The organism is Streptomyces sp. NRRL B-3229, assembly GCF_000719505.1.
GTDB classification, from domain to species: domain Bacteria; phylum Actinomycetota; class Actinomycetes; order Streptomycetales; family Streptomycetaceae; genus Streptomyces; species Streptomyces griseorubiginosus.
This window is the reverse complement of the sequence record NZ_JOGP01000011.1, coordinates 12,869-32,773: the sequence shown is the minus strand read 5'-3', so window position 1 is coordinate 32,773 and position 19,905 is coordinate 12,869. Positions and strand designations below refer to the sequence as shown.

Below are 19,905 nucleotides of genomic sequence, written 5' to 3'. Positions count from 1 at the left end.
TGACCGGCCGGTAAGGTCGATGCCGTGCCGAAGCCGCTCAGTCTTCCCTTCGACCCCATCGCCCGCGCCGACGAACTCTGGAAGCAGCGTTGGGGAAACGTGCCGTCCATGGCCGCGATCACCTCGATCATGCGCGCGCAGCAGATCCTGCTCGGCGAGGTCGACGCCGTGGTCAAGCCGTACGGGCTGACGTTCGCGCGGTACGAGGCGCTGGTGCTGCTCAACTTCGCCAAGGCGGGCGAGCTGCCGATGTCGAAGATCGGTGAGCGCCTCATGGTCCACCCCACGTCGGTCACCAACACCGTGGACCGCCTGGTCAGGTCCGGCCTGGTCGACAAGCGTCCCAACCCCAACGACGGCCGCGGCACCCTCGCCTCCATCACGGACAAGGGCCGCGAGGTCGTCGAGGCCGCAACCCGCGACCTCATGGCGATGGACTTCGGCCTCGGCGCCTACGACGCGGAGGAATGCGCGGAGATCTTCGCGATGCTGCGCCCGCTGAGGGTGTCGGCGGGGGACTTCGACGAGGGGTGAAGCTGTCTCTCGATCTGCGGAACAAGTCACACGTGAAGGTGACATCTCCTGTGCATGATCGATCCAGCAGCTGTGCGGTGCGATTTCCCCTGCGAGGTTTGTTCCCGACCATCATCCGGATGATCGTCATCCGGGTATGTCCGGGTAGGGGAACTCGCCTTGTCGAAGCTTTGGAACGCAACTCGTTGTGTGATCACCGCAGGAGGTACGGCTCTGGTCGTCGGCCTCGCGGCTCTAGGAGCCGGAGGAACGGCCCATGCCAGCGCCACCGGAAGCACCGCAGTCGGGACCTTTGACTACGACCTGCGCGGAGCCGCAGTGAAGGTGCCGGTGGGGTGTTTCCTGACCCACTCGATCGACGGCTCGGGCAAACGCATCAGCCGCCAGTTGGCCGGTGTGGACTGCGTGGGCCTGGCAGTGACCTTCACCAAGTTCTGCAACTGGAGGATCGACTTCAGCTACGCCGACACCGACAACAGGACGTACAAGGTCTCGCGCGGCAAGACACACGCGGAGTGCAAGGCCAACCCGCTACGGAACAACGCGGCACAGACGCTTCCGAAGTACGGGAAGGCATGCGCGAGGTTCTATGTGAACGGGAAGCCACGGGCTGTGCAGTGTCACTTCATCACGAAGTGAGTTCAGATCGCGGCCGCCTTCGGGGTGGCGTCCTCCGTGATGAGCGGGGTCACCTCGCGGGTCACCTTGCGTTCGACGAAGAAGGCAGCGGTAGGGACGGTGCCCGCGAGCAGAACCCATGCGAGACGGCCCAGCGGCATCTTCGCCTTGGTTCCCAGATCGAACGCGAAGACCAGATACACGATGTACAGCCAGCCGTGGGCGATGCCGACCGCCGTGACGAAGCCGTCGAACCCGTCCAGGTCCAGCACCCGCTTGCCGATCACGCCGATCGTCAGCAGGACGAGCAGGACAGCGGTGACGTAGGCCATCACCCGGTAACGGGTCAAGACGCTCTTTTTCATGCCGTCGAGCGTAGCGGGTGGTCTACCCTCGCAGTTTACTAGGACGTCCTAGTAAACTGCGAGGGTATGGACGCTGACGCCATCGAAGAGGGCCGGCGACGCTGGCAGGCCCGGTACGACTCCTCGCGGAAGCGGGCGGGGGAGTTCAGCACGCTGTCCGGGGAGCCCTTGGAGGCCGTGTACGGGCCGCGGCCGGGGGACGTGTACGGGGGGTTCGAGCGGATCGGGTGGCCGGGGGAGTACCCGTACACGCGCGGGCTGTACGCGACCGGTTACCGGGGGCGGACGTGGACGATCCGGCAGTTCGCCGGGTTCGGGAACGCCGAGCAGACCAACGGGCGGTACCGGAAGATCCTCGCCGCGGGAGGCGGCGGACTTTCCGTCGCCTTCGACATGCCGACCCTCATGGGCCGCGACTCCGACGACCCCCGCTCGCTCGGCGAGGTCGGCCACTGCGGGGTGGCGGTCGACTCGGCCGCCGACATGGAGGTCCTGTTCCGGGACATCCCGCTCGGGGACGTGACCACGTCCATGACCATCAGCGGACCAGCCGTCCCCGTCTTCTGCATGTATCTCGTCGCCGCCGAACGCCAGGGCGTCGACCCCGCCGTCCTCGACGGCACCCTCCAGACCGACATCTTCAAGGAGTACATCGCGCAGAAGGAGTGGCTCTTCCCGCCCGAGCCGCACCTGCGCCTCATCGGCGATCTGATGGAGCACTGCGCGTCCCGTATCCCCGCCTACAAACCGCTGTCCGTCTCCGGTTACCACATCCGGGAGGCCGGCTCGACGGCCGCGCAGGAGCTGGCGTACACGCTCGCGGACGGCTTCGGGTACGTCGAGCTGGGACTCTCACGCGGCCTGGACGTCGACGTCTTCGCCCCCGGCCTCTCCTTCTTCTTCGACGCGCACGTCGACTTCTTCGAGGAGATCGCCAAGTTCCGCGCCGCACGGCGGATTTGGGCACGATGGATGCGGGACGTGTACGGGGCCCGGTCCGACCGGGCCCAGTGGCTGCGCTTCCACACCCAGACCGCGGGGGTCTCGCTGACCGCCCAGCAGCCGTACAACAACGTCGTCCGTACGGCGGTGGAGGCGCTGGCGGCCGTCCTGGGCGGCACCAACTCGCTGCACACCAACGCCCTGGACGAGACGCTCGCCCTCCCCTCCGAACAGGCCGCGGAGATCGCGCTGCGCACCCAGCAGGTGCTCATGGAGGAGACCGGGGTGGCCAACGTGGCCGATCCGCTGGGCGGTTCGTGGTTCGTCGAGCAGCTGACGGACCGGATCGAGGCGGACGCCGAGGAGATCTTCGAGCAGATCAGGGAGCGGGGACTCAGGGCGCACCCCGACGGTCGGCACCCCGTCGGGCCCCTCACCTCCGGGATCCTGCGGGGCGTCGACGACGGCTGGTTCACCGGCGAGATCGCGGAGGCCGCCTTCCGCCACCAACAGGCCCTGGAGAAGGGCGAGAAGAGGGTCGTGGGCGTGAACGTCCACCACGGCTCGGTCACCGGCGACCTGGAGATCCTGCGGGTGAGCCACGAGGTGGAGCGGGAGCAGGTGCGGGTGCTCGCGGGGCGGAGGGATCGGCGTGACGAGAGCGCCGTTCGAACCGCCCTGGACGGCATGCTCGTTGCCGCCCGCGACGGGTCCAACATGATCGAGCCCATGCTGGACGCCGTACGCGCGGAGGCGACCCTGGGCGAGATCTGCGGGCTGCTCCGGGAGGAGTGGGGCGAGTACACGGAGCCGCCCGGATTCTGAGCGAGCTGTCCCGGCGCGACGTACCCCGTTGCGAGCTGTCCCGGCACGACCTACTCCGATGCCACTTACCCCGGCGACGTCCCCGCCAGGCCCGTCAGCAGGACCCGGGTGAAGCCGTGCACCCATGCCTCGTCCGCCGGTTCCGCGCTGACCAGGGTGCGGTGGACCACCGCACCCGCGACCATGTCGAAGATCAGGTCGACCGTGCGGGCCGCCTCGCCGGGGTCCGCCTCCGGCGGCAGCTCACCGCGGGCCTGGGCGCGTTCGCGGCCCTCCAGGACCAGTCGTTTCTGGCGGTCGACGATCGACGAGCGGATGCGTTCGCGCAGCGCGTCGTCGCGGCAGGACTCCGCCACCACCGCCATCAGCCCGTTCCTGGCCTCCGGTCGTGCCAGGATCGCCGCGAACTGGAGGACCACGCCCTCGATGTCGTCGGCCAGGGTGCCGCGGTCGGGGAGCTGGAGTTCGTCGAAGAGTTCGGCCACCGCGTCGACGACGAGTTCGTTCTTGCCGGCCCAGCGGCGGTAGAGGGTGGTTTTCGCGACCCCCGCACGGGTAGCCACGTCTCCCAGCGTCAGCTTCGACCAGCCCAGCTCGACCAGCGCCTCTCGCGTCGCCGCCAGGATCGCGGCGTCCGCGGCGGCGCTGCGCGGGCGTCCGGCGGTGCGCGGGGCGGGGGTGCGGCTCTGCATCCCACGACCATAACGGGGGTTTCCCGGGTCGCAGTGAGGGAGATCACCGGGGTGGGGTACCGGGCGGGCACTCAGTGCCATTACGCTACGACTCGTAGCGAAAGCTGGCGACGGACGTGCGCGAGCGGACGCGAACGAGTGGACGGCACGCACGGCGTGGGGTGGGGACCCGGCGCCAGGGCCGCCCCGCACGACCGGCTTTCACCATGCTTTTCACACACGCGCGTGGACGGGGGAGGATAGGCGCATGCAGCCACGGAACATGTCCATGAGCGGAGTCGTCGACCTCGCCGCGGTGAAGGCGGCCCAGGAGGCCAAGGCGAAGGCGGAGCAGGCGCGCGCCGAGGCGGCCCGGCAGGGCGGCGGCACGGGTGCCGTCTCCCCGGCCGATCTCGTCATCGACGTCGACGAGGCGGGGTTCGAGCGCGATGTCCTCCAGCGGTCCACCGAGGTCCCGGTCGTCATCGACTTCTGGGCCGAGTGGTGCGAGCCCTGCAAGCAGCTGAGCCCGGTCCTCGAGCAGCTCGTCGTGGAGTACGGCGGACGCCTCCTCCTCGCCAAGATCGACGTCGACGCCAACCAGATGCTGATGCAGCAGTTCGGGGTGCAGGGCATCCCGGCCGTCTTCGCCGTCGTCGCCGGCCAGGCCCTGCCGCTCTTCCAGGGCGCGGCCGGCAAGGAGCAGATCCAGCAGACCCTGGACCAGCTGGTGCAGGTCGCCGAGCAGCGCTTCGGGCTCACCGGACTCACGGTCGACCCGGACGCCGTGCCCGGCGGCGGTGCCGGGGCCCAGCAGGCGGCCGCGGTGCCGGCGGGGCCGTACGACGCGCTCCTCGAGGCCGCCGTACAGGCCCTGGACGCGGGGGACTTCGGCGGTGCCGTCCAGGCCTACAAGAACGTGCTGAGCGACGACCCGGGCAACTCGGAGGCCAAACTGGGTCTCGCCCAGGCGGAGTTGCTCCAGCGGGTGCAGTCCCTGGATCCGCAGCGCACCCGTCAGGAGGCGGCCGAGAAGCCGGGTGACGCGCAGGCGCAGATCGCCGCCGCCGACCTGGACCTGGTGGGCGGTCATGTGGAGGACGCCTTCGGACGGCTCATCGACACCGTGCAGCGCACGGCGGGCGACGAGCGGGACACCGTACGGATTCGGCTGCTTGAGCTCTTCGAGGTCGTCGGCGCCGACGACCCGCGGGTCTCGGCCGCGCGCAGGGCGCTGTCCCGCGCCCTGTTCTGATGGCGCGTCCGGGCGGGGCGCGAGCCCGGTTCTGACCAGTCGCTAAACACGCCGGCATGTGATGCCGGAGTGAAAGATTTGCCGTCAGGGTGTCGATGCGGCCGCACTTTGCCAAAACTTGGTAAATGCGGCCGCTGTTACTTCCAGTAAGTCAGAGGCGTTGAACTGTCGGTTTCTGTCCACCGATCAACTGCTTTGTCCTCCCCCTCTTTGCCACCCAGCGTCGCCGACCGAGACCAGTGGGTCGTTGTTCGGTTATCCGGCCGTTACTACCGAGTAACGAAGCCCCTTGTGCGGGCGGCGAGAATGCACCACGATCGGCGACGCTCGGTCCTTTCCCGTACCCCGACAGCCGGTCGGGCCACGGGAGTCCCTGGGTCCCCACCGAGCAGAACCGGCGGCAGGTGCGCCGGTTCTTGGACAGGGGGGTCTTCGCCCAACCGGCGGAGCCTGTCCAGCAAGGTTGTGCGTGATGCGTGTCAGGCGCGACCAGTGGTTGTCGCTCGGGGGTGATCGCCGGTGATCGGTGCGCGGTTCGCGCCTCCGAAGGCAGGCGCTCTCCTTCCCGAGGACGTAGCACTTCTCCCATCCCTGCCCGGCTGAGCCGTCCTTTCGAGAGGGCAGTCAGGGCCAGGAGATGTACGTCCGAGAAGGAGGAAATATGGAGTCCCAGGTGCGTGGCGGGACAAGATGGAAGCGGTTCGCTGTGGTCATGGTGCCCAGCGTCGCCGCGGCCGCCGCGGTGGGCGTCGGGCTTGCGCAGGGTGCGCTCGCCGCGTCGTTCAGCGTGTCCGGCCAGCAGTTCAAGGTGTCGGCGGATGAGCTGCACGGTACCGGCTTCGCTCAGTACGGCGGTATAGACACCGTCTACAAGCAGGTCGACGGCAAGGAAAAGACCCAGGTGCCGGTGGCGATCTCGTCGTTCGACGACGCGACCATCACCAAGATGTGCCAGTCGGTCAAGACCACCATCCCCGTCATCAACAAGACGTTCTACCTGCGTCTTGACGCGGGTGGCGGCGACACGCCTGTCTCGGCCCACAACCTGTACATCGATGTAGCCGACCTCCAGGCCAACGCGGAGTTCCACAACATCGACATCGGTGTTGCGGTCAAGGACAAGACCCGCGGTCCGGCTGTAAAGGACGGCGAGAACGTGCTGCCGGGCGGCTTCGCCCAGCAGGCGGAGTCTGCCGACCTGTACAAGGTCCAGCAGACGGCCTGGGCGACCACCGCCGGCACGTTCAAGCTGAGTGGTCTGTCGATGAAGCTCGGCGCGGACCCCAAGATGGAGTGCTACTGACGGCTCCGGAGCCGGGATGTCGTGAGGGCGGCTGAGCCGCCCTCAGGGGGCGGCGGAGCGTTCGCTTCTCCGCCCCACCCGGCCGACCGTGCCCAGGGCACCTCTCCACAGACTCAGACTTTCCGGTTCTCCACGCCCACGGCCGAGCCGGTACGAACTTCCACCGGACCCAGGGAGCTTTTTCCATGAGTGCCGAGACTCCGGTCCAGACTGCCGGGACCTTCACCCGGATGCGTCTGCGATTCCGCGCCTGGCGGGGCAGCCGGCCGTTCTGGGCGGGCCTGTTCACCCTGCTCGGTGGGGTGCCGATCGCCTACTTCCCGTACGCCACGTTCAAGCTGGGCACCATGTCGATCGCCATGGCGACGACCGCGGGGGCCGGCTCCCTCATCATCGGCGTACTGCTGGTCACTCTGGGCCTCACGATGTGGTTCCAGCAGGCCACCCGTGTCTTCGCCGGTGTCGCCGCGATCGTCCTCGCCCTGGTGTCCCTGGTGGTCTCCAACATCGGCGGCTTCATCCTGGGCTTCCTGTTCGCCCTGCTCGGCGGTGCGCTCGCGGTCTCCTGGGCGCCGGGAGTGCCGCCGCAGCCGCAGCCGCTGGGCGAGGGGGGCACGCAGGGCGGTGCGCCCCAGGCCGCCGACCCCGACACCGCGATTCTGCGTCCGGTGACCGAGGAGCCCACGCCGTACCAGCCGGAGACCGGCCACGAGGCGCCCTCGGACCGGACGCCCGAGAACGCGTGGGCCGGCGGCGAGGACGCGAACGGGGGGTCCCGTGTCGGCTGAGAACCTTCAGGGCGAGGGCTCCGCGGTCGCCGCGGAGGTCAGAACCGGGCCTCGGCACGCGGCGCCCAAGAAGCCGCTGTTCAACAGGTTTCACATGCCGGCCGGCAAGGCGATAGCCATGGCGGCCATGCCCACCGCCGTACTCATGGGCATCGGATTCACGCCGACGCTCGCGCTGGCCGACGACACACCGGCCGCGAAGAGCCTGACGGCGGACGAGTACAAGGACTGCATCGCGGCACTGGACGGCAGCGCCTCGCCGTCGGCGAGCGCCTCCCCGTCCACCGACACCCCCACCGCGACGCCCTCCCCGTCGGCCTCCGCCGGCTCGGGATCGGGCTCCGGTTCCGGCGGTTCCTCCTCGTCGGGTTCGGGTTCGGCTTCCGGCGACAAGGCCACGCCGTCGCCGTCGCCCTCCGCCTCCGCGAGCAAGGAGGAGAGCAGCTCCTCCTCAAAGGACTCGGGCTCCGACGCCGCCACGCCGTCCCCCTCGCCCTCCGCGAGCGACGACGGCAACCTCCTGACGGACATCGGCGATGCGATCACCGGGATCTTCACCGGCGGCAAGTCCTCGTCGGATGCGTCGACGGGCGAGCCGAGCGCCGCCCCGACTCCGACCCCGTCCGCATCCGCCTCGCAGAGCGCCTCGGACCCGGTCAAGGAGACGACCGACAAGGTCACCGACACGGTCAAGGACACCGTGAAGGACACGACCGGCACGGCCTCCAAGGCGGCCGAGGACACCAGCAAGGCCGTCGAGGACACCACCAAGGCGGCGGCCGCCGCCACGGCGTCCCCGAGCCCCTCGGCGAGCTCCTCCACGGACCCGGAGAACTGCCCGGTCGCCACGGACGACGTGGGTGACACCGAGCCCGGCGTCACGGTGGCCGACAACGCCTGGACCCTGAAGGCCAGTGCGCTGACCCTCACGGGCGCCGACTACCAGGGCATCGTCAAGGTCAAGACCGCGAGCGGCAAGACCAAGAAGGTCCTGAAGTACGTCATCTCCAGCGGCACCGACATCGTCGACCTCCACCAGATCGTCACCGAGCGCGGCAAGACGTACCACGTCCAGGCCGGCAAGGGCACGCATTCCACGATCACCGGCGGCAAGACGACGATGTACACCGAGAGCATCTCCGGCAACCTGCTGGGACTGATCCCGATCACCTTCAGCCCGGACAACCCCCCGCCGCTGAACATCCCGCTGATCTACTTCACCAAGGTGACGGTCCAGCAGGCCGGGCAGTACGGCGGCACGCTGAAAGTCCCCGGGATGCATCAGTACACCGAGGGCTGAACCCCCAACGACCCTTCCGGGAGCCGCACAAGCCGAGGGCGCCCCCTGCCACAGGGGGCGCCCTCGGTGTCGTACAGGGGGTGCTACTGCTGGGCGCCGCCGATGTGGTGCACGCGGAGCATGTTCGTCGTGCCCGCGACGCCGGGGGGCGAGCCGGCGGTGATGATGACGATCTCGCCCGGGTTGAAGCGGTTGATCTTGGCGATCTCCTGGTCGACCATGTCGACCATCTCGTCCGTGGTGTTCACGAACGGCACCACGTGCGACTCCACGCCCCAGCTGAGCGCCAGCTGGTTGCGGGTGTCCTCGTCCGTCGTGAAGGCGATGATCGGCTGCTGGGCGCGGTAGCGCGACAGGCGGCGGGCGGTGTCGCCGGACTGCGTGAAGGCCACCAGGCCGCGGCCGCCGAGGAAGTCGGCGATCTCGCAGGCCGCGCGGGCCACCGAACCGCCCTGCGTGCGCGGCTTCTTGCCGGGGACCAGCGGCTGGAGGCCCTTGCTCAGCAGCTCCTCCTCGGCCGCGGCGACGATCTTCGACATCGTCTTGACGGTCTCGATCGGGTAGGCGCCGACCGAGGACTCGGCGGACAGCATGACCGCGTCCGCGCCGTCCAGGATCGCGTTGGCCACGTCGGAGGCCTCGGCGCGGGTCGGGCGGGAGTTGGTGATCATCGACTCCATCATCTGGGTCGCCACGATCACCGGCTTGGCGTTGCGGCGGCACAGCTCGATGAGGCGCTTCTGCACCATCGGGACCTTCTCGAGCGGGTACTCGACGGCCAGGTCACCGCGGGCCACCATGACGGCGTCGAACGCCATGACGACGCTCTCCATGTTGTCGACCGCCTGCGGCTTCTCCACCTTGGCGATGACGGGGACCCGGCGGCCCTCCTCGTCCATCACCTTGTGGACGTCGTCGACGTCCTTGGCGTCCCGTACGAAGGACAGCGCGACCATGTCGCAGCCCATGCGCAGCGCGAAACGGAGGTCCTCGACGTCCTTCTCGCTCAGCGCGGGGACGTTGACCGCCGCGCCGGGGAGGTTGATGCCCTTGTGGTCGGAGACGACACCGCCCTCGATGACGATCGTCTTCACCTGGGGGCCCTCGACCGAGGTGACCTTCAGCTCGACGTTGCCGTCGTTGATGAGGATCTGGTCGCCCTTGGTGACGTCACCGGGCAGGCCCTTGTAGGTCGTGCCGCAGATGTGCTTGTCACCGGGCACGTCCTCGGTGGTGATGACGAACTCGTCACCGCGCTCCAGCTCGACCGGCCCCTCCGCGAAGGTCTCCAGGCGGATCTTCGGGCCCTGGAGGTCGGCGAGGACACCGATGGCCCGGCCGGTCTCCTTGGCGGCGGCACGGACGCGGTCGTACCGCCCCTGGTGCTCGGCGTGCGAGCCGTGGCTGAAGTTGAAGCGGGCCACGTTCATGCCGGCTTCGATCAGCGAGACCAGCATCTCGTGGGAGTCGACCGCGGGGCCGAGAGTACAGACGATTTTCGAACGGCGCATGGGGCGATCCTATCGGTTTGTTTCGCCTCGGAATATTCCGTCTGGCGGAAGACGCAAATGAGGGGAGGGGTGCTCAGTTGTCCGCCTCAGTTGCCTTCGACGAGTGCGTAAGTCTGGGTCGCGATTTCCAATTCTTCATCTGTGGGGACGACCGCGATTGTTACTCGCGAGTTCGCCCGCGAGATCACCCGCGGTTCGTCCGCGCGTACGGCGTTCAGGTCCGGGTCGAGGAGCAGTCCCAGCTCCTCCAGGCCTGCCACGGCGGCCTCCCGCACCGGCGCCGCGTTCTCCCCGACGCCCGCCGTGAACGCGATCGCGTCCACCCGGCCGAGCACCGCGTAATAGGCGCCGATGTACTTCTTCAAGCGGTGAATGTAGATGTCGAAAGCGAGCTTCGCCTGTTCGTCACCCTCGTCGATCCGGCGGCGGATCTCCCGCATGTCGTTGTCCCCGCACAACCCGATCAACCCGCTCTTCTTGTTGAGAAGAGTGTCGATCTCGTCCGTGGACATTCCGCCAACACGCATCAAATGGAAGATGACGGCCGGGTCCATGTCTCCCGAGCGCGTACCCATCACGAGCCCCTCCAAAGGGGTCAGCCCCATGGAGGTGTCCACGCACCGGCCGCCCCGCACGGCCGAGGCGGACGCGCCGTTGCCGAGGTGCAGCACGATCGCGTTCACGTCCTCGGGCGCCCGGCCGAGCAGCTGCGCCGTCGTCCGGGACACGTACGCGTGCGAGGTGCCGTGAAAGCCGTAGCGCCGCACGCGGTGGGCGTCGGCGGTCGCCACGTCGATCGCGTAGCGCGCCGCCGACTCCGGCATCGTGGTGTGGAACGCGGTGTCGAAGACGGCGACCTGGGGCAGGTCCGGGCGCAGCGCCCGCGCGGTGCGGATGCCGGTGAGGTTGGCCGGGTTGTGCAGCGGCGCGACCGGGATGAGCCGCTCGATCTCGGCGAGCACCCTCTCGTCGATCACGGTCGGCTCGGTGAAGGTCTTGCCGCCGTGCACCACGCGGTGACCGATGGCGGCCAGCTCGGGGGAGTCCAGGCCGAGCCCGTCCTTGGCCAGCTCCGCCGCCACCGCCTTCAGGGCGGCCTCGTGATCGGCGATCGGGCCGGTCTGCTCACGGGACTCGCCGCCCAGGGGGGTGTGCCTGAGCCGCGAGGAGTGCTCGCCGATGCGCTCGACGAGCCCGGTCGCGAGCCGGCTGCGGTCCCGCATGTCGAGCAGCTGGTACTTCACCGACGAGGAGCCGGAGTTGAGGACGAGGACGCGGGTGGCGCTCACAGCTGGGATGCCTTCTCGTTGGGGTTCTGGGCCTGGATCGCCGTGATGGCGACGGTGTTGACGATGTCCGAGACCAGGGCGCCCCGGGACAGGTCGTTGACGGGCTTGCGCAGCCCCTGGAGCACCGGCCCGACCGCGATCGCGCCGGCCGAGCGCTGCACGGCCTTGTAGGTGTTGTTGCCGGTGTTGAGGTCCGGGAAGATCAGCACCGTCGCCTGCCCGGCCACGTCCGACTCCGGCAGCTTGGTCTCCGCGACGGTCGGCTCCACCGCGGCGTCGTACTGGATCGGCCCCTCGATCCTGAGGTCGGGCCGACGCGAGCGCACCAGCTCGGTGGCCTCGCGCACCTTGTCCACGTCGGCGCCCGAGCCCGACGTACCGGTGGAGTACGACAGCATCGCGATCCGCGGGGTCACGCCGAACTGCTCGGCGGTCGCAGCCGACTGGATGGCGATGTCGGCGAGCTGCTCGGCGTTCGGGTCCGGGTTCACCGCGCAGTCGCCGTAGACCAGCACCTTGTCGGCGAGGCACATGAAGAAGACCGACGAGACGATGTCGGCGTCCGGCTTGGTCTTGATGATCTCGAAGGCCGGGCGGATGGTGGCCGCCGTGGAGTGCACGGAACCCGACACCATGCCGTCGGCGAGGCCCTCCTGGACCATCAGCGTGCCGAAGTAGTTCACGTCGGAGACGACGTCGTAGGCGAGCTCGACCGTGACGCCCTTGTGGGCCCGGAAGGCCGCGTACCTCTCGGCGAAGCGGTCGCGCAGTTCGCTGGTCGCAGGGTCGATCAACTGGCAGTCGCCCAGGTCGATGCCGAGGTCCGCGGCCTTCTTGCGGATCTGGTCGACAGGGCCGAGCAGGGTGAGCTCGCAGACCCCGCGGCGCAGCAGCACCTCGGCGGCGTGCAGGACGCGCGGCTCGGTGCCCTCGGGCAGCACGACCCTGCGCTTGTCGGAGCGGGCCGTCTCCAGGAGCTGGTGCTCGAACATCATCGGCGTGAGCCGGTCGCTGCTCGGCGCGGAGACCCGGCGGGCGAGGTCGGCGGTGTCGGCGTACCGCTCGAACAGGCCGAGCGCGGTCTCCGCCTTGCGGGGCGTGGCCGCGTTCAACTTGCCCTCCAGGGCGAAGAGTTCGGCGGCGGTGGGGAAGCTGTTGCCCGGGACCGAGAGCACCGGGGTGCCGGGGGCGAGGCGCGCGGCGAGGGTGAGGACCTCGTCGCTCGGCACCTCGTTCAGGGTGAGCAGCACCCCGGCTATCGGAGGGGTGCCGGCGCTGTGCGCTGCGAGCGAGCCCACCACCAGGTCCGCGCGGTCGCCCGGGGTGACCACCAGGCAGCCCGGGGTCAGGGCGTTGAGGAAGTTCGGCAGCATCGCGCCGCCGAAGACGAAGTCCAGCGCGTCCCGGGCGAGCCCGGAGTCGTCGCCCAGGATCACCTTCGCGCCGAGGGCCTGTCCGATCTGGGCGACGGTGGGCGCGGCGAGCGCGGGCTCGTCCGGGACGACGTAGCAGGGCACCGGGAGCCGGCCGGAGAGCCGCTCGGCGATCTCGTCCCGGTCCTCGCGGGCCACCCGGTTGGTGACCATGGCGAGCACGTCGCAGCCCAGCCCGTCGTAGGCCCGGTAGGCGTTGCGGGTCTCCGCGAGCACCGCCTCCGCGGGCTGCTTGCGGCCGCCCACGACCGGGATCACGGAGGCGCCGAACTCGTTGGCGAGCCGGGCGTTGAGGGAGAGCTCGTCCGGGAGCTGGGTGTCGGCGAAGTCGGTGCCGAGGACCAGGACGACGTCGTACTCGCGGGCCACCCGGTGGAAGCGGTCCACCAGGGTGGAGACCAGCTCGTCGGTGCCGCGCTCGGCCTGGAGCGCGGACGCCTCGTGGTAGTCGAGACCGTAGACGGTGGCCGGGTCCTGGGAGAGCCGGTAGCGGGCGCGCAGCAGCTCGAACAGCCGGTCGGGGCTGTGGTGCACCAGCGGCCGGAACACCCCCACCCGGTCGACCTGGCGGGTCAGCAGCTCCATGACCCCCAGCTCGACGACCTGGCGGCCGTCGCCGCGGTCGATCCCGGTCACGTACACGCTGCGGGTCACGCGTGATCTCCCTCTCTCGCACGGGCAGGAAAACAGGACATGAAAATTGCCCACCGAGGTGAGCGGAAACCCTCTTGACAGTACCCCGGTCGACGGATAAGGCGCCCGTCAGTAGGGGATGCGACGGTGCTTGCGGGGACGTGAAACAATCGGGCCTGGCTCACCGGTATCCACAGCGAGCAGGAGACACAGCACGATGCGCATCGGAGTTCTCACCGCAGGCGGCGACTGCCCGGGTCTGAACGCAGTGATCCGGTCGGTCGTGCACCGAGCGGTCGATCATTACGGCGACGAGGTCATCGGCTTCGAGGACGGCTACTCCGGCCTGCTCGACGGCCGCTACCGCGCCCTCGACCTGGACAGCGTCAGCGGCATCCTGGCCCGCGGCGGCACCATCCTCGGCTCCTCCCGGCTCGAGCGCGACCGGCTGCGCGAGGCGTGCGAGAGCGCCTCCGACATGATCCACCAGTTCGGTATCGACGCCCTGATCCCGATCGGCGGCGAGGGCACCCTCACCGCGGCCCGCATGCTGTACGACGCGGGCCTGCCGGTCGTCGGCGTGCCGAAGACGATCGACAACGACATCTCCTCCACCGACCGCACTTTCGGCTTCGACACCGCGGTCGGCGTCGCCACCGAGGCCATGGACCGCCTGAAGACCACCGCCGAGTCCCACCAGCGTGTGATGGTCGTCGAGGTCATGGGCCGGCACGCGGGCTGGATCGCCCTGGAGTCCGGCATGGCCGCCGGCGCCCACGGCATCTGCCTGCCCGAGCGCCCCTTCGACCCGGCCGACCTGGTCAAGATGGTCGAGGAGCGCTTCGCCCGCGGCAAGAAGTTCGCGGTCGTCTGCGTCGCCGAGGGCGCCCACCCCGCCGAGGGCACCATGGACTACGGCACCGGCGAGATCGACAAGTTCGGCCACGAGCGCTTCCAGGGCATCGGCACGGCGCTGGCGTACGAGCTGGAGCGCCGGCTCGGCAAGGAGGCCAAGCCGGTCATCCTCGGCCATGTGCAGCGCGGTGGCGTCCCGACCGCCTACGACCGCGTCCTCGCCACCCGCTTCGGCTGGTACGCGGTGGAGGCCGCGCACCGGGGCGAGTTCGGGCGGATGACCGCGCTCAAGGGCACCGACATCGTGATGGTGCCGCTCGCGGAGGCGGTCACCGAGCTGAAGACGGTCCCGAAGGACCGGATGGACGAGGCGGAGTCGGTCTTCTAGGCCGTCGCCGGTCTTCCGCGCAGGGGTCCTGGGGCGCTTCCTTTTCTACGGCGCTCCCTCGACCGCTTCCCAGAAGCGCTCCACGATCTCGTCCAGGAACTCCTGGCCGGCCTCGCCGGAGCGCTCGCCGCCCCCGCCCCAGCTCAGGGTGGACACCATCTGCCCCTGGTACTGCCGGTGCAGTTCCTGGAGGGTGTCCTCCACCAGGCGCCGGTCCAGAGGCACGATCCTGGCGACCTGACGGACGTAGGCCTGCCAGCGGGTGCCGACCGCGCCGCGCAGGCACTCGGCGAGCCGCTTCTCACGCCCCGTGACGGCCACGAAGTCCGGCAGTGACAGCTTCAGCAGCTCGGCGAGGGCGGCGGACTGGCGGTCGGTGCCGCGCCACGCGTCCTGCTCCTCCATGCCCAGGTAGACGAGCAGTTCGAGCCCCACGGCACGGGCCACGTCCTCGGGGGCGATGCCGCGTGCGACGCGATGCTCGCGCAGGGTGCGGGGGCGGCCGATGAGTTCACCGGGGGAGCACCACAACACGCCCGCGAGAGCGGTGAGTTCCGGACTGGTGGGACTGACGGTCCCGCGCTCCCAGGCGGCGACGAGATCCGGGGTGACGTACGGCAGCCCGTACGAGACGCGCAGCCCGTAGGCCACGTGCTCGGGCCCCATGCCGAGGGCGACACGGAGTCTGCGGGCGGTGAGGTGGTCGAAGGGTGGTCCGGGCTGGTTGGGCAGGGCTGGAGGTCGGCGCACGGCCCACAAGTTAGGGAAGCGCCCGGCCGGTGACTACGGGCTGTTCGGCCAGGAACACGGATTGTAGGAAGCTACGGTTTCGCGTGCGGGTTCGAGCTGTCCGAAGATCGGCTGCCGGTGGTGTGGGCGGGGTGGCGAGGAGGGCGCCGGACGCCCGGGCGGGTGGCCGGAATGAGATGTGATCTTCGGGTGCTAAGTGAATGGCAAGGTAGAGGGGCATATTCACGAGTGGTTGCGGGCGCCGGCCTTCCGGCATCTCGCGACGGTCGGCCTGGACGGAGCGCCGCAGGTCTCGCCCGTGCGTACGGATCTCGAAGGTGAGTACGTCATGGTCGACACCGCGATCGGGCGGGTGAGCGAGGAAAAGGGGCGGCGCAATCCGAACGTTTCCCTCTCCCCGGAGGGCGGGCGGAGTGGTGAACGGGGGCAGGGGCGGGGTCTCACCCGCCCTTGACCCACCGGTACTGGAGCTCGGGCCGTCCGACCGTGCCGTACTGCGGGCTGCGGGCCGCCCGGCCCGCGTCGACCAGGTGCTCCAGGTAGCGGCGGGCCGTGATCCGGGAGATGCCGACCACCTCGGCCAGACCGGTCGCCGTCAGCCCCTCCGCGCGGTCCCGCAGGGCGAGGGTCACCCGCTCCAGGGTGGGCCCGCTGAGCCCCTTGGGCAGGGCGGCGGGGCCCGGTGCGCGCAGCGTGGCCAGCGCGCGGTCGACCTCGTCCTGACCGCTCGCCTCGCCGGCCGCCGCGTGGAACTCGGCGTAGCGGACGAGCCGGTCGCGCAGCGTGGCGAAGGTGAACGGCTTCAGCACGTACTGCACGACCCCGAGGGAGACGCCCTCCCTGACGACCGTCAGATCCCGGGCCGACGTCACCGCTATCACGTCCGCCTGATGCCCGGCCGCACGCAGCTGCCGGGCCAGCTGGAGCCCGTGCCCGTCCGGCAGATGCAGGTCGAGGAGGAGCAGGTCGACGGCCGTACGGTCCAGGAGCCGCCGGGCCTCCGCACCGGTGTGGGCCTTGCCGACGGCCGTGAACCCGGGCACGCGGTTGACGTAGAGGACGTGCGCGTCGGCGGCGACCGGGTCGTCCTCGACGACCAGGACACGGATGGCCTGCTGAGCGGTCACGCGTCACCTCCGGGGACCGTGGAGCTGCGGGGGAGGCCGGCGGGTGGGGGTGGTGGGGGGCCGTGGGGGGTGCTGGAGGGCGTTCCCAGGGGCAGTCGTACCTCGAACTCCGCGCCGCCTTCCGCCGCCTCCGACACCGTCAGGGCGCCCTTGCGGCGGGTCACCGCCTGGCGGACCAGGGCGAGGCCCAGGCCGCGGCCGCCCGGTCCGGCCGGCTTCGTCGAGAAGCCGCGCCGGAAGACCGCCTCGGCGTGGGCGGGGTCGACGCCCTCGCCGGTGTCCGAGACCCGCAGGACCAGCTCGGGCCCCTCCGCGTACGCCGTCACGGTCACCCGCGCCCGCACGCTCCCCTGCGCCGCGTCCACCGCGTTGTCGATGAGGTTGCCGAGGATCGTCACCAGGTCGCGGGCGGGGAGCGACGGCGGGAGCAGTCCGTCGTCGAGCCGGCTGTCCTCCGAGACCACCAGCTCCACGCCCCGCTCGTTGGCCTGCGCGGTCTTGCCCAGCAGCAGCGCGGCCAGCACCGGTTCACCGACCGCCGCGACCACCTGGTCCGTCAGCGCCTGCGCCAGCTCCAGTTCGGCGGTCGCGAAGTCCACCGCCTGTTCCGAGCGGCCCAGTTCGATCAGCGAGACGACCGTGTGCAGCCGGTTCGCCGCCTCGTGCGCTTGTGAGCGCAGCGCCTGCGTGAAACCGCGCTCCGAGTCCAACTCACCCATCAGGGACTGAAGTTCAGTAACATCGCGCAGGGTGACCACGGTGCCGCGCTGCTCCCCGCCGGAGACCGGTGAGGTGTTGACCACGAGCACCCGCGACGCCGTCAGATGCACCTCGTCCACCCGCGGCTCGGACGCCAGCAGCGCCCCCGTCAGCGGCACCGGCAGCCCGAGGTCCGCCACCGAACGGCCCACCACGTCACCGACACCGAGCAGCTCCCGCCCGCCGTCGTTGATCAGCGCGACCCGGTACTGCCCGTCCAGCATCAGCAGCCCTTCGCGTACCGCGTGCAGGGCGGCCTGGTGGTAGTCGTGCATACGGCTGAGCTCGGCCGCGTTCATGCCGTGGGTGTGCCGGCGGAGGTGGGCGTTGACGACATACGTGCCGACGGCGCCGAGCGCGAGCGCGCCGCCCGCGACGACGAGCAGGGCGGTCAGCTGCCCCTGCACCCGTTTGCTGATCTTCTCGACCTGAATGCCGGCGCTGACCAGGCCGATCACCCGATCTTTGTCGTCCTTGACCGGTGTGACGGCGCGCACGGAGTAGCCGAGGGTGCCCTTGTACTTCTCGGTGAAGGTCTCGCCCTTGAGCGCGCGCTCGGTGTTGCCGAGGAAGTGCTTGCCTATCTGGTTCTTGTCGGGGTGGGTCCAGCGGATGCCCTGGGGGCTCATGATCGTGACGAAGTCGACCTCGGTGTCGGCCATGACCCGCAGTGCGTAGGGCTGGAGTTCGGCCGTCGGATCCGGCGTGCCGATCGCCTCCCGCACGGACGGCGAGTCCGCGACCGCCCGCGCCACCACCCTGGCCTGATCCCGTGCCGCGTCCGCCGCCTGTCCCCGGTCGCTGACGTACGTGAACAGCGCGTATCCCGCCACGACCACGGCGATCAGCACGGCCTGCATGGCGAAGAGCTGAGCGGCCAGGCTGCGGGGTCTGGGCACGGCGGGGATACGCATGTCGTCAGTCTGCCTCCCTGGCTGATTGTGAACTAAATGAACGGAAGGGTGACCGCCCTCACAGGGCGCGACATAGTCACGGCATTCCTCTAAAAAGCCCGGACGTGAGCCGCACGCCGGTCATGCCGACGACGACGTCAAGGAGGGCAGCCGTGGCCGCCAGCACCCCCGATACGGCACCCGCAGTCAAGAAGGACCGCACCCACTACCTGTACATCGCGGTGATCGTCGCGGTCGCCCTCGGTATCACCGTGGGTCTGGTCGCGCCCGACTTCGCGGTCGAGCTGAAGCCGATCGGCACCGGGTTCGTGAACCTGATCAAGATGATGATCTCGCCGATCATCTTCTGCACGATCGTGCTCGGCATCGGCTCGGTGCGGAAAGCCGCCAAGGTCGGCGCCGTCGGCGGTATCGCCCTCGGTTACTTCATGGTCATGTCGCTGGTCGCACTGGGCATCGGCCTGGTCGTCGGCAACATCCTGGAGCCGGGCACCGGCCTCGCCGTCACCGACGCGGTCAAGAACGCCGGTCACGCCCAGATCGACGCGGAGGCCAAGGACACCACCGAGTTCCTGCTCGGCATCATCCCGACGACCTTCGTCTCCGCCTTCACCGAGGGCCAGGTCCTCCAGACCCTGCTCATCGCGCTCCTGTGCGGCTTCGCGCTCCAGGCCATGGGCTCCGTGGGCCAGCCGATCCTGCGCGGTGTCGAGCACATCCAGCGGCTCGTCTTCCGGGTCCTCGCCATGGTGATGTGGGCCGCCCCGATCGGCGCCTTCGGCGCGATGGCCGCCGTGGTCGGCTCCGCCGGTGTCGACGCCCTGAAGAGCCTCGCCGTCCTGATGCTCGGGTTCTACGTCACGTGTCTGCTCTTCGTCTTCGTCGTGCTCGGCACGCTGCTGCGGCTCGTGGCCGGCCTGAACATCCTCACGCTCTTCAAGTACCTGAGCCGTGAGTTCCTGCTGATCCTGTCGACCTCCTCCTCCGAGTCCGCGCTGCCGCGGGTCATCGCGAAGATGGAGCACCTGGGCGTCAGCAAGCCGGTGGTCGGCATCACCATCCCGACCGGCTACTCCTTCAACCTCGACGGCACCATGATCTACATGACCATGGCCTCGCTGTTCGTCGCCGACGCCATGGGCACGCCGATGGCCGTCAGCGAGCAGATCCCGCTGCTGCTGTTCCTGTTCGTCGCCTCGAAGGGCGCCGCCGGTGTCACCGGCGCCGGTCTCGCGACCCTGGCGGGCGGTCTCCAGTCGCACAAGCCGGCCCTGGTGGACGGCATCGGCCTGATCGTCGGCATCGACCGCTTCATGAGCGAGGCGCGGGCCCTGACCAACTTCGCCGGCAACGCCGTCGCCACCGTCCTGATCGGCACCTGGACCAAGGAGATCGACCGCGAGCGGGTCGACCAGGTGCTCGCGGGTCACCTGCCCTTCGACGAGAAGACCCTCCTCGACCACGCCGAGGACGAGCCCGTGGCCGGGATCCCCGAGCAGGGCGGCGAGAAGGAGCTGGCCAAGGCCTGAGCGGCCCGCAGAGCAGGGTCGGGCCCGACCTGAACCCGGGCCCGGCTCACCCTCCCCGGGCGGTCGGACACTCCCCCGTTGTCCGGCCGCCCGGCCCCACTCCGGACAGCAGGATC

The 19,905-nt window shown here is 69.7% G+C and carries 17 protein-coding genes and 1 pseudogene; 10 read left to right on the top strand and 8 right to left on the bottom strand.

The window, feature by feature from the left end:
* The first annotated feature begins 24 nt into the window (after positions 1-24).
* Positions 25-534 (top strand): MarR family winged helix-turn-helix transcriptional regulator, encoded by a 510-nt coding sequence (locus tag IF54_RS0119170; RefSeq protein ID WP_030320238.1) that lies wholly within the window; start codon positions 25-27, stop codon positions 532-534.
* 189 nt (positions 535-723) lie between these two features.
* Entirely contained in the window at positions 724-1,173 is a 450-nt protein-coding gene (locus IF54_RS0119165) for a hypothetical protein (protein WP_030320237.1), read from the top strand.
* Between the two features lie 2 nt (positions 1,174-1,175).
* On the opposite strand, the gene IF54_RS0119160 is transcribed toward IF54_RS0119165, so the two are convergent.
* A complete protein-coding gene (locus IF54_RS0119160) occupies positions 1,176-1,517 on the bottom strand; it encodes a DUF3817 domain-containing protein (protein WP_030320236.1) in 342 nt (113 codons plus the stop codon).
* A gap of 66 nt (positions 1,518-1,583) precedes the next feature.
* On the opposite strand from IF54_RS0119160, the gene IF54_RS0119155 reads away from it, so the two are divergent.
* Positions 1,584-3,284 (top strand): acyl-CoA mutase large subunit family protein, encoded by a 1,701-nt coding sequence (locus IF54_RS0119155; RefSeq protein ID WP_030320234.1) that lies wholly within the window; start codon positions 1,584-1,586, stop codon positions 3,282-3,284.
* Between the two features lie 65 nt (positions 3,285-3,349).
* On the opposite strand, the gene IF54_RS0119150 is transcribed toward IF54_RS0119155, so the two are convergent.
* Complete coding sequence (locus tag IF54_RS0119150; protein WP_030320231.1) at positions 3,350-3,976, bottom strand: TetR/AcrR family transcriptional regulator; 627 nt, start codon at positions 3,974-3,976, stop codon at positions 3,350-3,352.
* A gap of 247 nt (positions 3,977-4,223) precedes the next feature.
* Here IF54_RS0119150 and IF54_RS0119145 point away from each other — a divergent pair, with 247 nt between their 5' ends.
* From IF54_RS0119145 to IF54_RS0119130, 4 genes are all read left to right on the top strand, one after another.
* Positions 4,224-5,210 (top strand): tetratricopeptide repeat protein, encoded by a 987-nt coding sequence (locus tag IF54_RS0119145; protein ID WP_030320229.1) that lies wholly within the window; start codon positions 4,224-4,226, stop codon positions 5,208-5,210.
* Between the two features lie 661 nt (positions 5,211-5,871).
* Positions 5,872-6,513, top strand: coding sequence for a DUF6230 family protein (locus IF54_RS0119140; protein WP_020136518.1), 642 nt, complete (start codon positions 5,872-5,874; stop codon positions 6,511-6,513).
* Between the two features lie 185 nt (positions 6,514-6,698).
* The gene (locus tag IF54_RS0119135) at positions 6,699-7,301 is read left to right on the top strand and encodes a DUF6114 domain-containing protein (protein ID WP_030320225.1); all 603 of its coding nucleotides are present in this window, start codon (positions 6,699-6,701) and stop codon (positions 7,299-7,301) included.
* Positions 7,291-8,601 carry a hypothetical protein gene (locus IF54_RS0119130; protein WP_030320223.1) on the top strand — a complete coding sequence of 437 codons (1,311 nt, stop codon included), beginning with the start codon at positions 7,291-7,293 and terminating at the stop codon, positions 8,599-8,601. Before IF54_RS0119135 ends, IF54_RS0119130 begins: the two co-directional genes overlap by 11 nt.
* 83 nt (positions 8,602-8,684) lie before the next feature.
* On the opposite strand, the gene pyk is transcribed toward IF54_RS0119130, so the two are convergent.
* The 3 genes from pyk to pta all read right to left on the bottom strand — a co-directional run bounded on the left by pyk (position 8,685) and on the right by pta (position 13,488).
* Positions 8,685-10,112: a pyruvate kinase gene (gene pyk, locus IF54_RS0119125; protein WP_030320220.1), complete on the bottom strand. Its 1,428-nt coding sequence runs from the start codon at positions 10,110-10,112 to the stop codon at positions 8,685-8,687.
* 86 nt (positions 10,113-10,198) lie between these two features.
* On the bottom strand, positions 10,199-11,401 hold the full coding sequence (locus IF54_RS0119120) for an acetate kinase (RefSeq protein ID WP_030320216.1): 1,203 nt from the start codon (positions 11,399-11,401) through the stop codon (positions 10,199-10,201).
* The gene (pta, locus tag IF54_RS0119115; RefSeq protein WP_030320215.1) at positions 11,398-13,488 is read right to left on the bottom strand and encodes a phosphate acetyltransferase; all 2,091 of its coding nucleotides are present in this window, start codon (positions 13,486-13,488) and stop codon (positions 11,398-11,400) included. Before pta ends, IF54_RS0119120 begins: the two co-directional genes overlap by 4 nt.
* Before the next feature lie 196 nt (positions 13,489-13,684).
* Between pta and IF54_RS0119110 the strand changes: the two genes are divergently transcribed.
* Complete coding sequence (locus tag IF54_RS0119110) at positions 13,685-14,710, top strand: ATP-dependent 6-phosphofructokinase (RefSeq protein ID WP_030320213.1); 1,026 nt, start codon at positions 13,685-13,687, stop codon at positions 14,708-14,710.
* 45 nt (positions 14,711-14,755) lie between these two features.
* Here the strand turns inward: IF54_RS0119110 and IF54_RS0119105 are convergent, their stop codons facing one another.
* The gene (locus IF54_RS0119105; protein WP_107047851.1) at positions 14,756-15,460 is read right to left on the bottom strand and encodes a helix-turn-helix domain-containing protein; all 705 of its coding nucleotides are present in this window, start codon (positions 15,458-15,460) and stop codon (positions 14,756-14,758) included.
* A 196-nt stretch (positions 15,461-15,656) separates the two neighbouring features.
* On the opposite strand from IF54_RS0119105, the pseudogene IF54_RS0119100 reads away from it, so the two are divergent.
* Positions 15,657-15,857 (top strand): annotated as a pseudogene (locus tag IF54_RS0119100) (pyridoxamine 5'-phosphate oxidase family protein); the annotation flags it as partial.
* 43 nt (positions 15,858-15,900) lie between these two features.
* Here IF54_RS0119100 and IF54_RS0119095 read toward each other — a convergent pair.
* The gene (locus IF54_RS0119095) at positions 15,901-16,587 is read right to left on the bottom strand and encodes a response regulator (protein ID WP_030320205.1); all 687 of its coding nucleotides are present in this window, start codon (positions 16,585-16,587) and stop codon (positions 15,901-15,903) included.
* Complete coding sequence (locus IF54_RS0119090) at positions 16,584-18,260, bottom strand: sensor histidine kinase (RefSeq protein ID WP_030320203.1); 1,677 nt, start codon at positions 18,258-18,260, stop codon at positions 16,584-16,586. The genes IF54_RS0119095 and IF54_RS0119090 overlap by 4 nt, the downstream gene beginning before the upstream one ends.
* Positions 18,261-18,382: 122 nt before the next feature.
* Between IF54_RS0119090 and IF54_RS0119085 the strand changes: the two genes are divergently transcribed.
* Positions 18,383-19,789, top strand: a complete 1,407-nt coding sequence (locus IF54_RS0119085; protein WP_051735476.1) for a cation:dicarboxylate symporter family transporter — start codon at positions 18,383-18,385, stop codon at positions 19,787-19,789.
* The last annotated feature ends 116 nt before the right edge of the window (positions 19,790-19,905 follow it).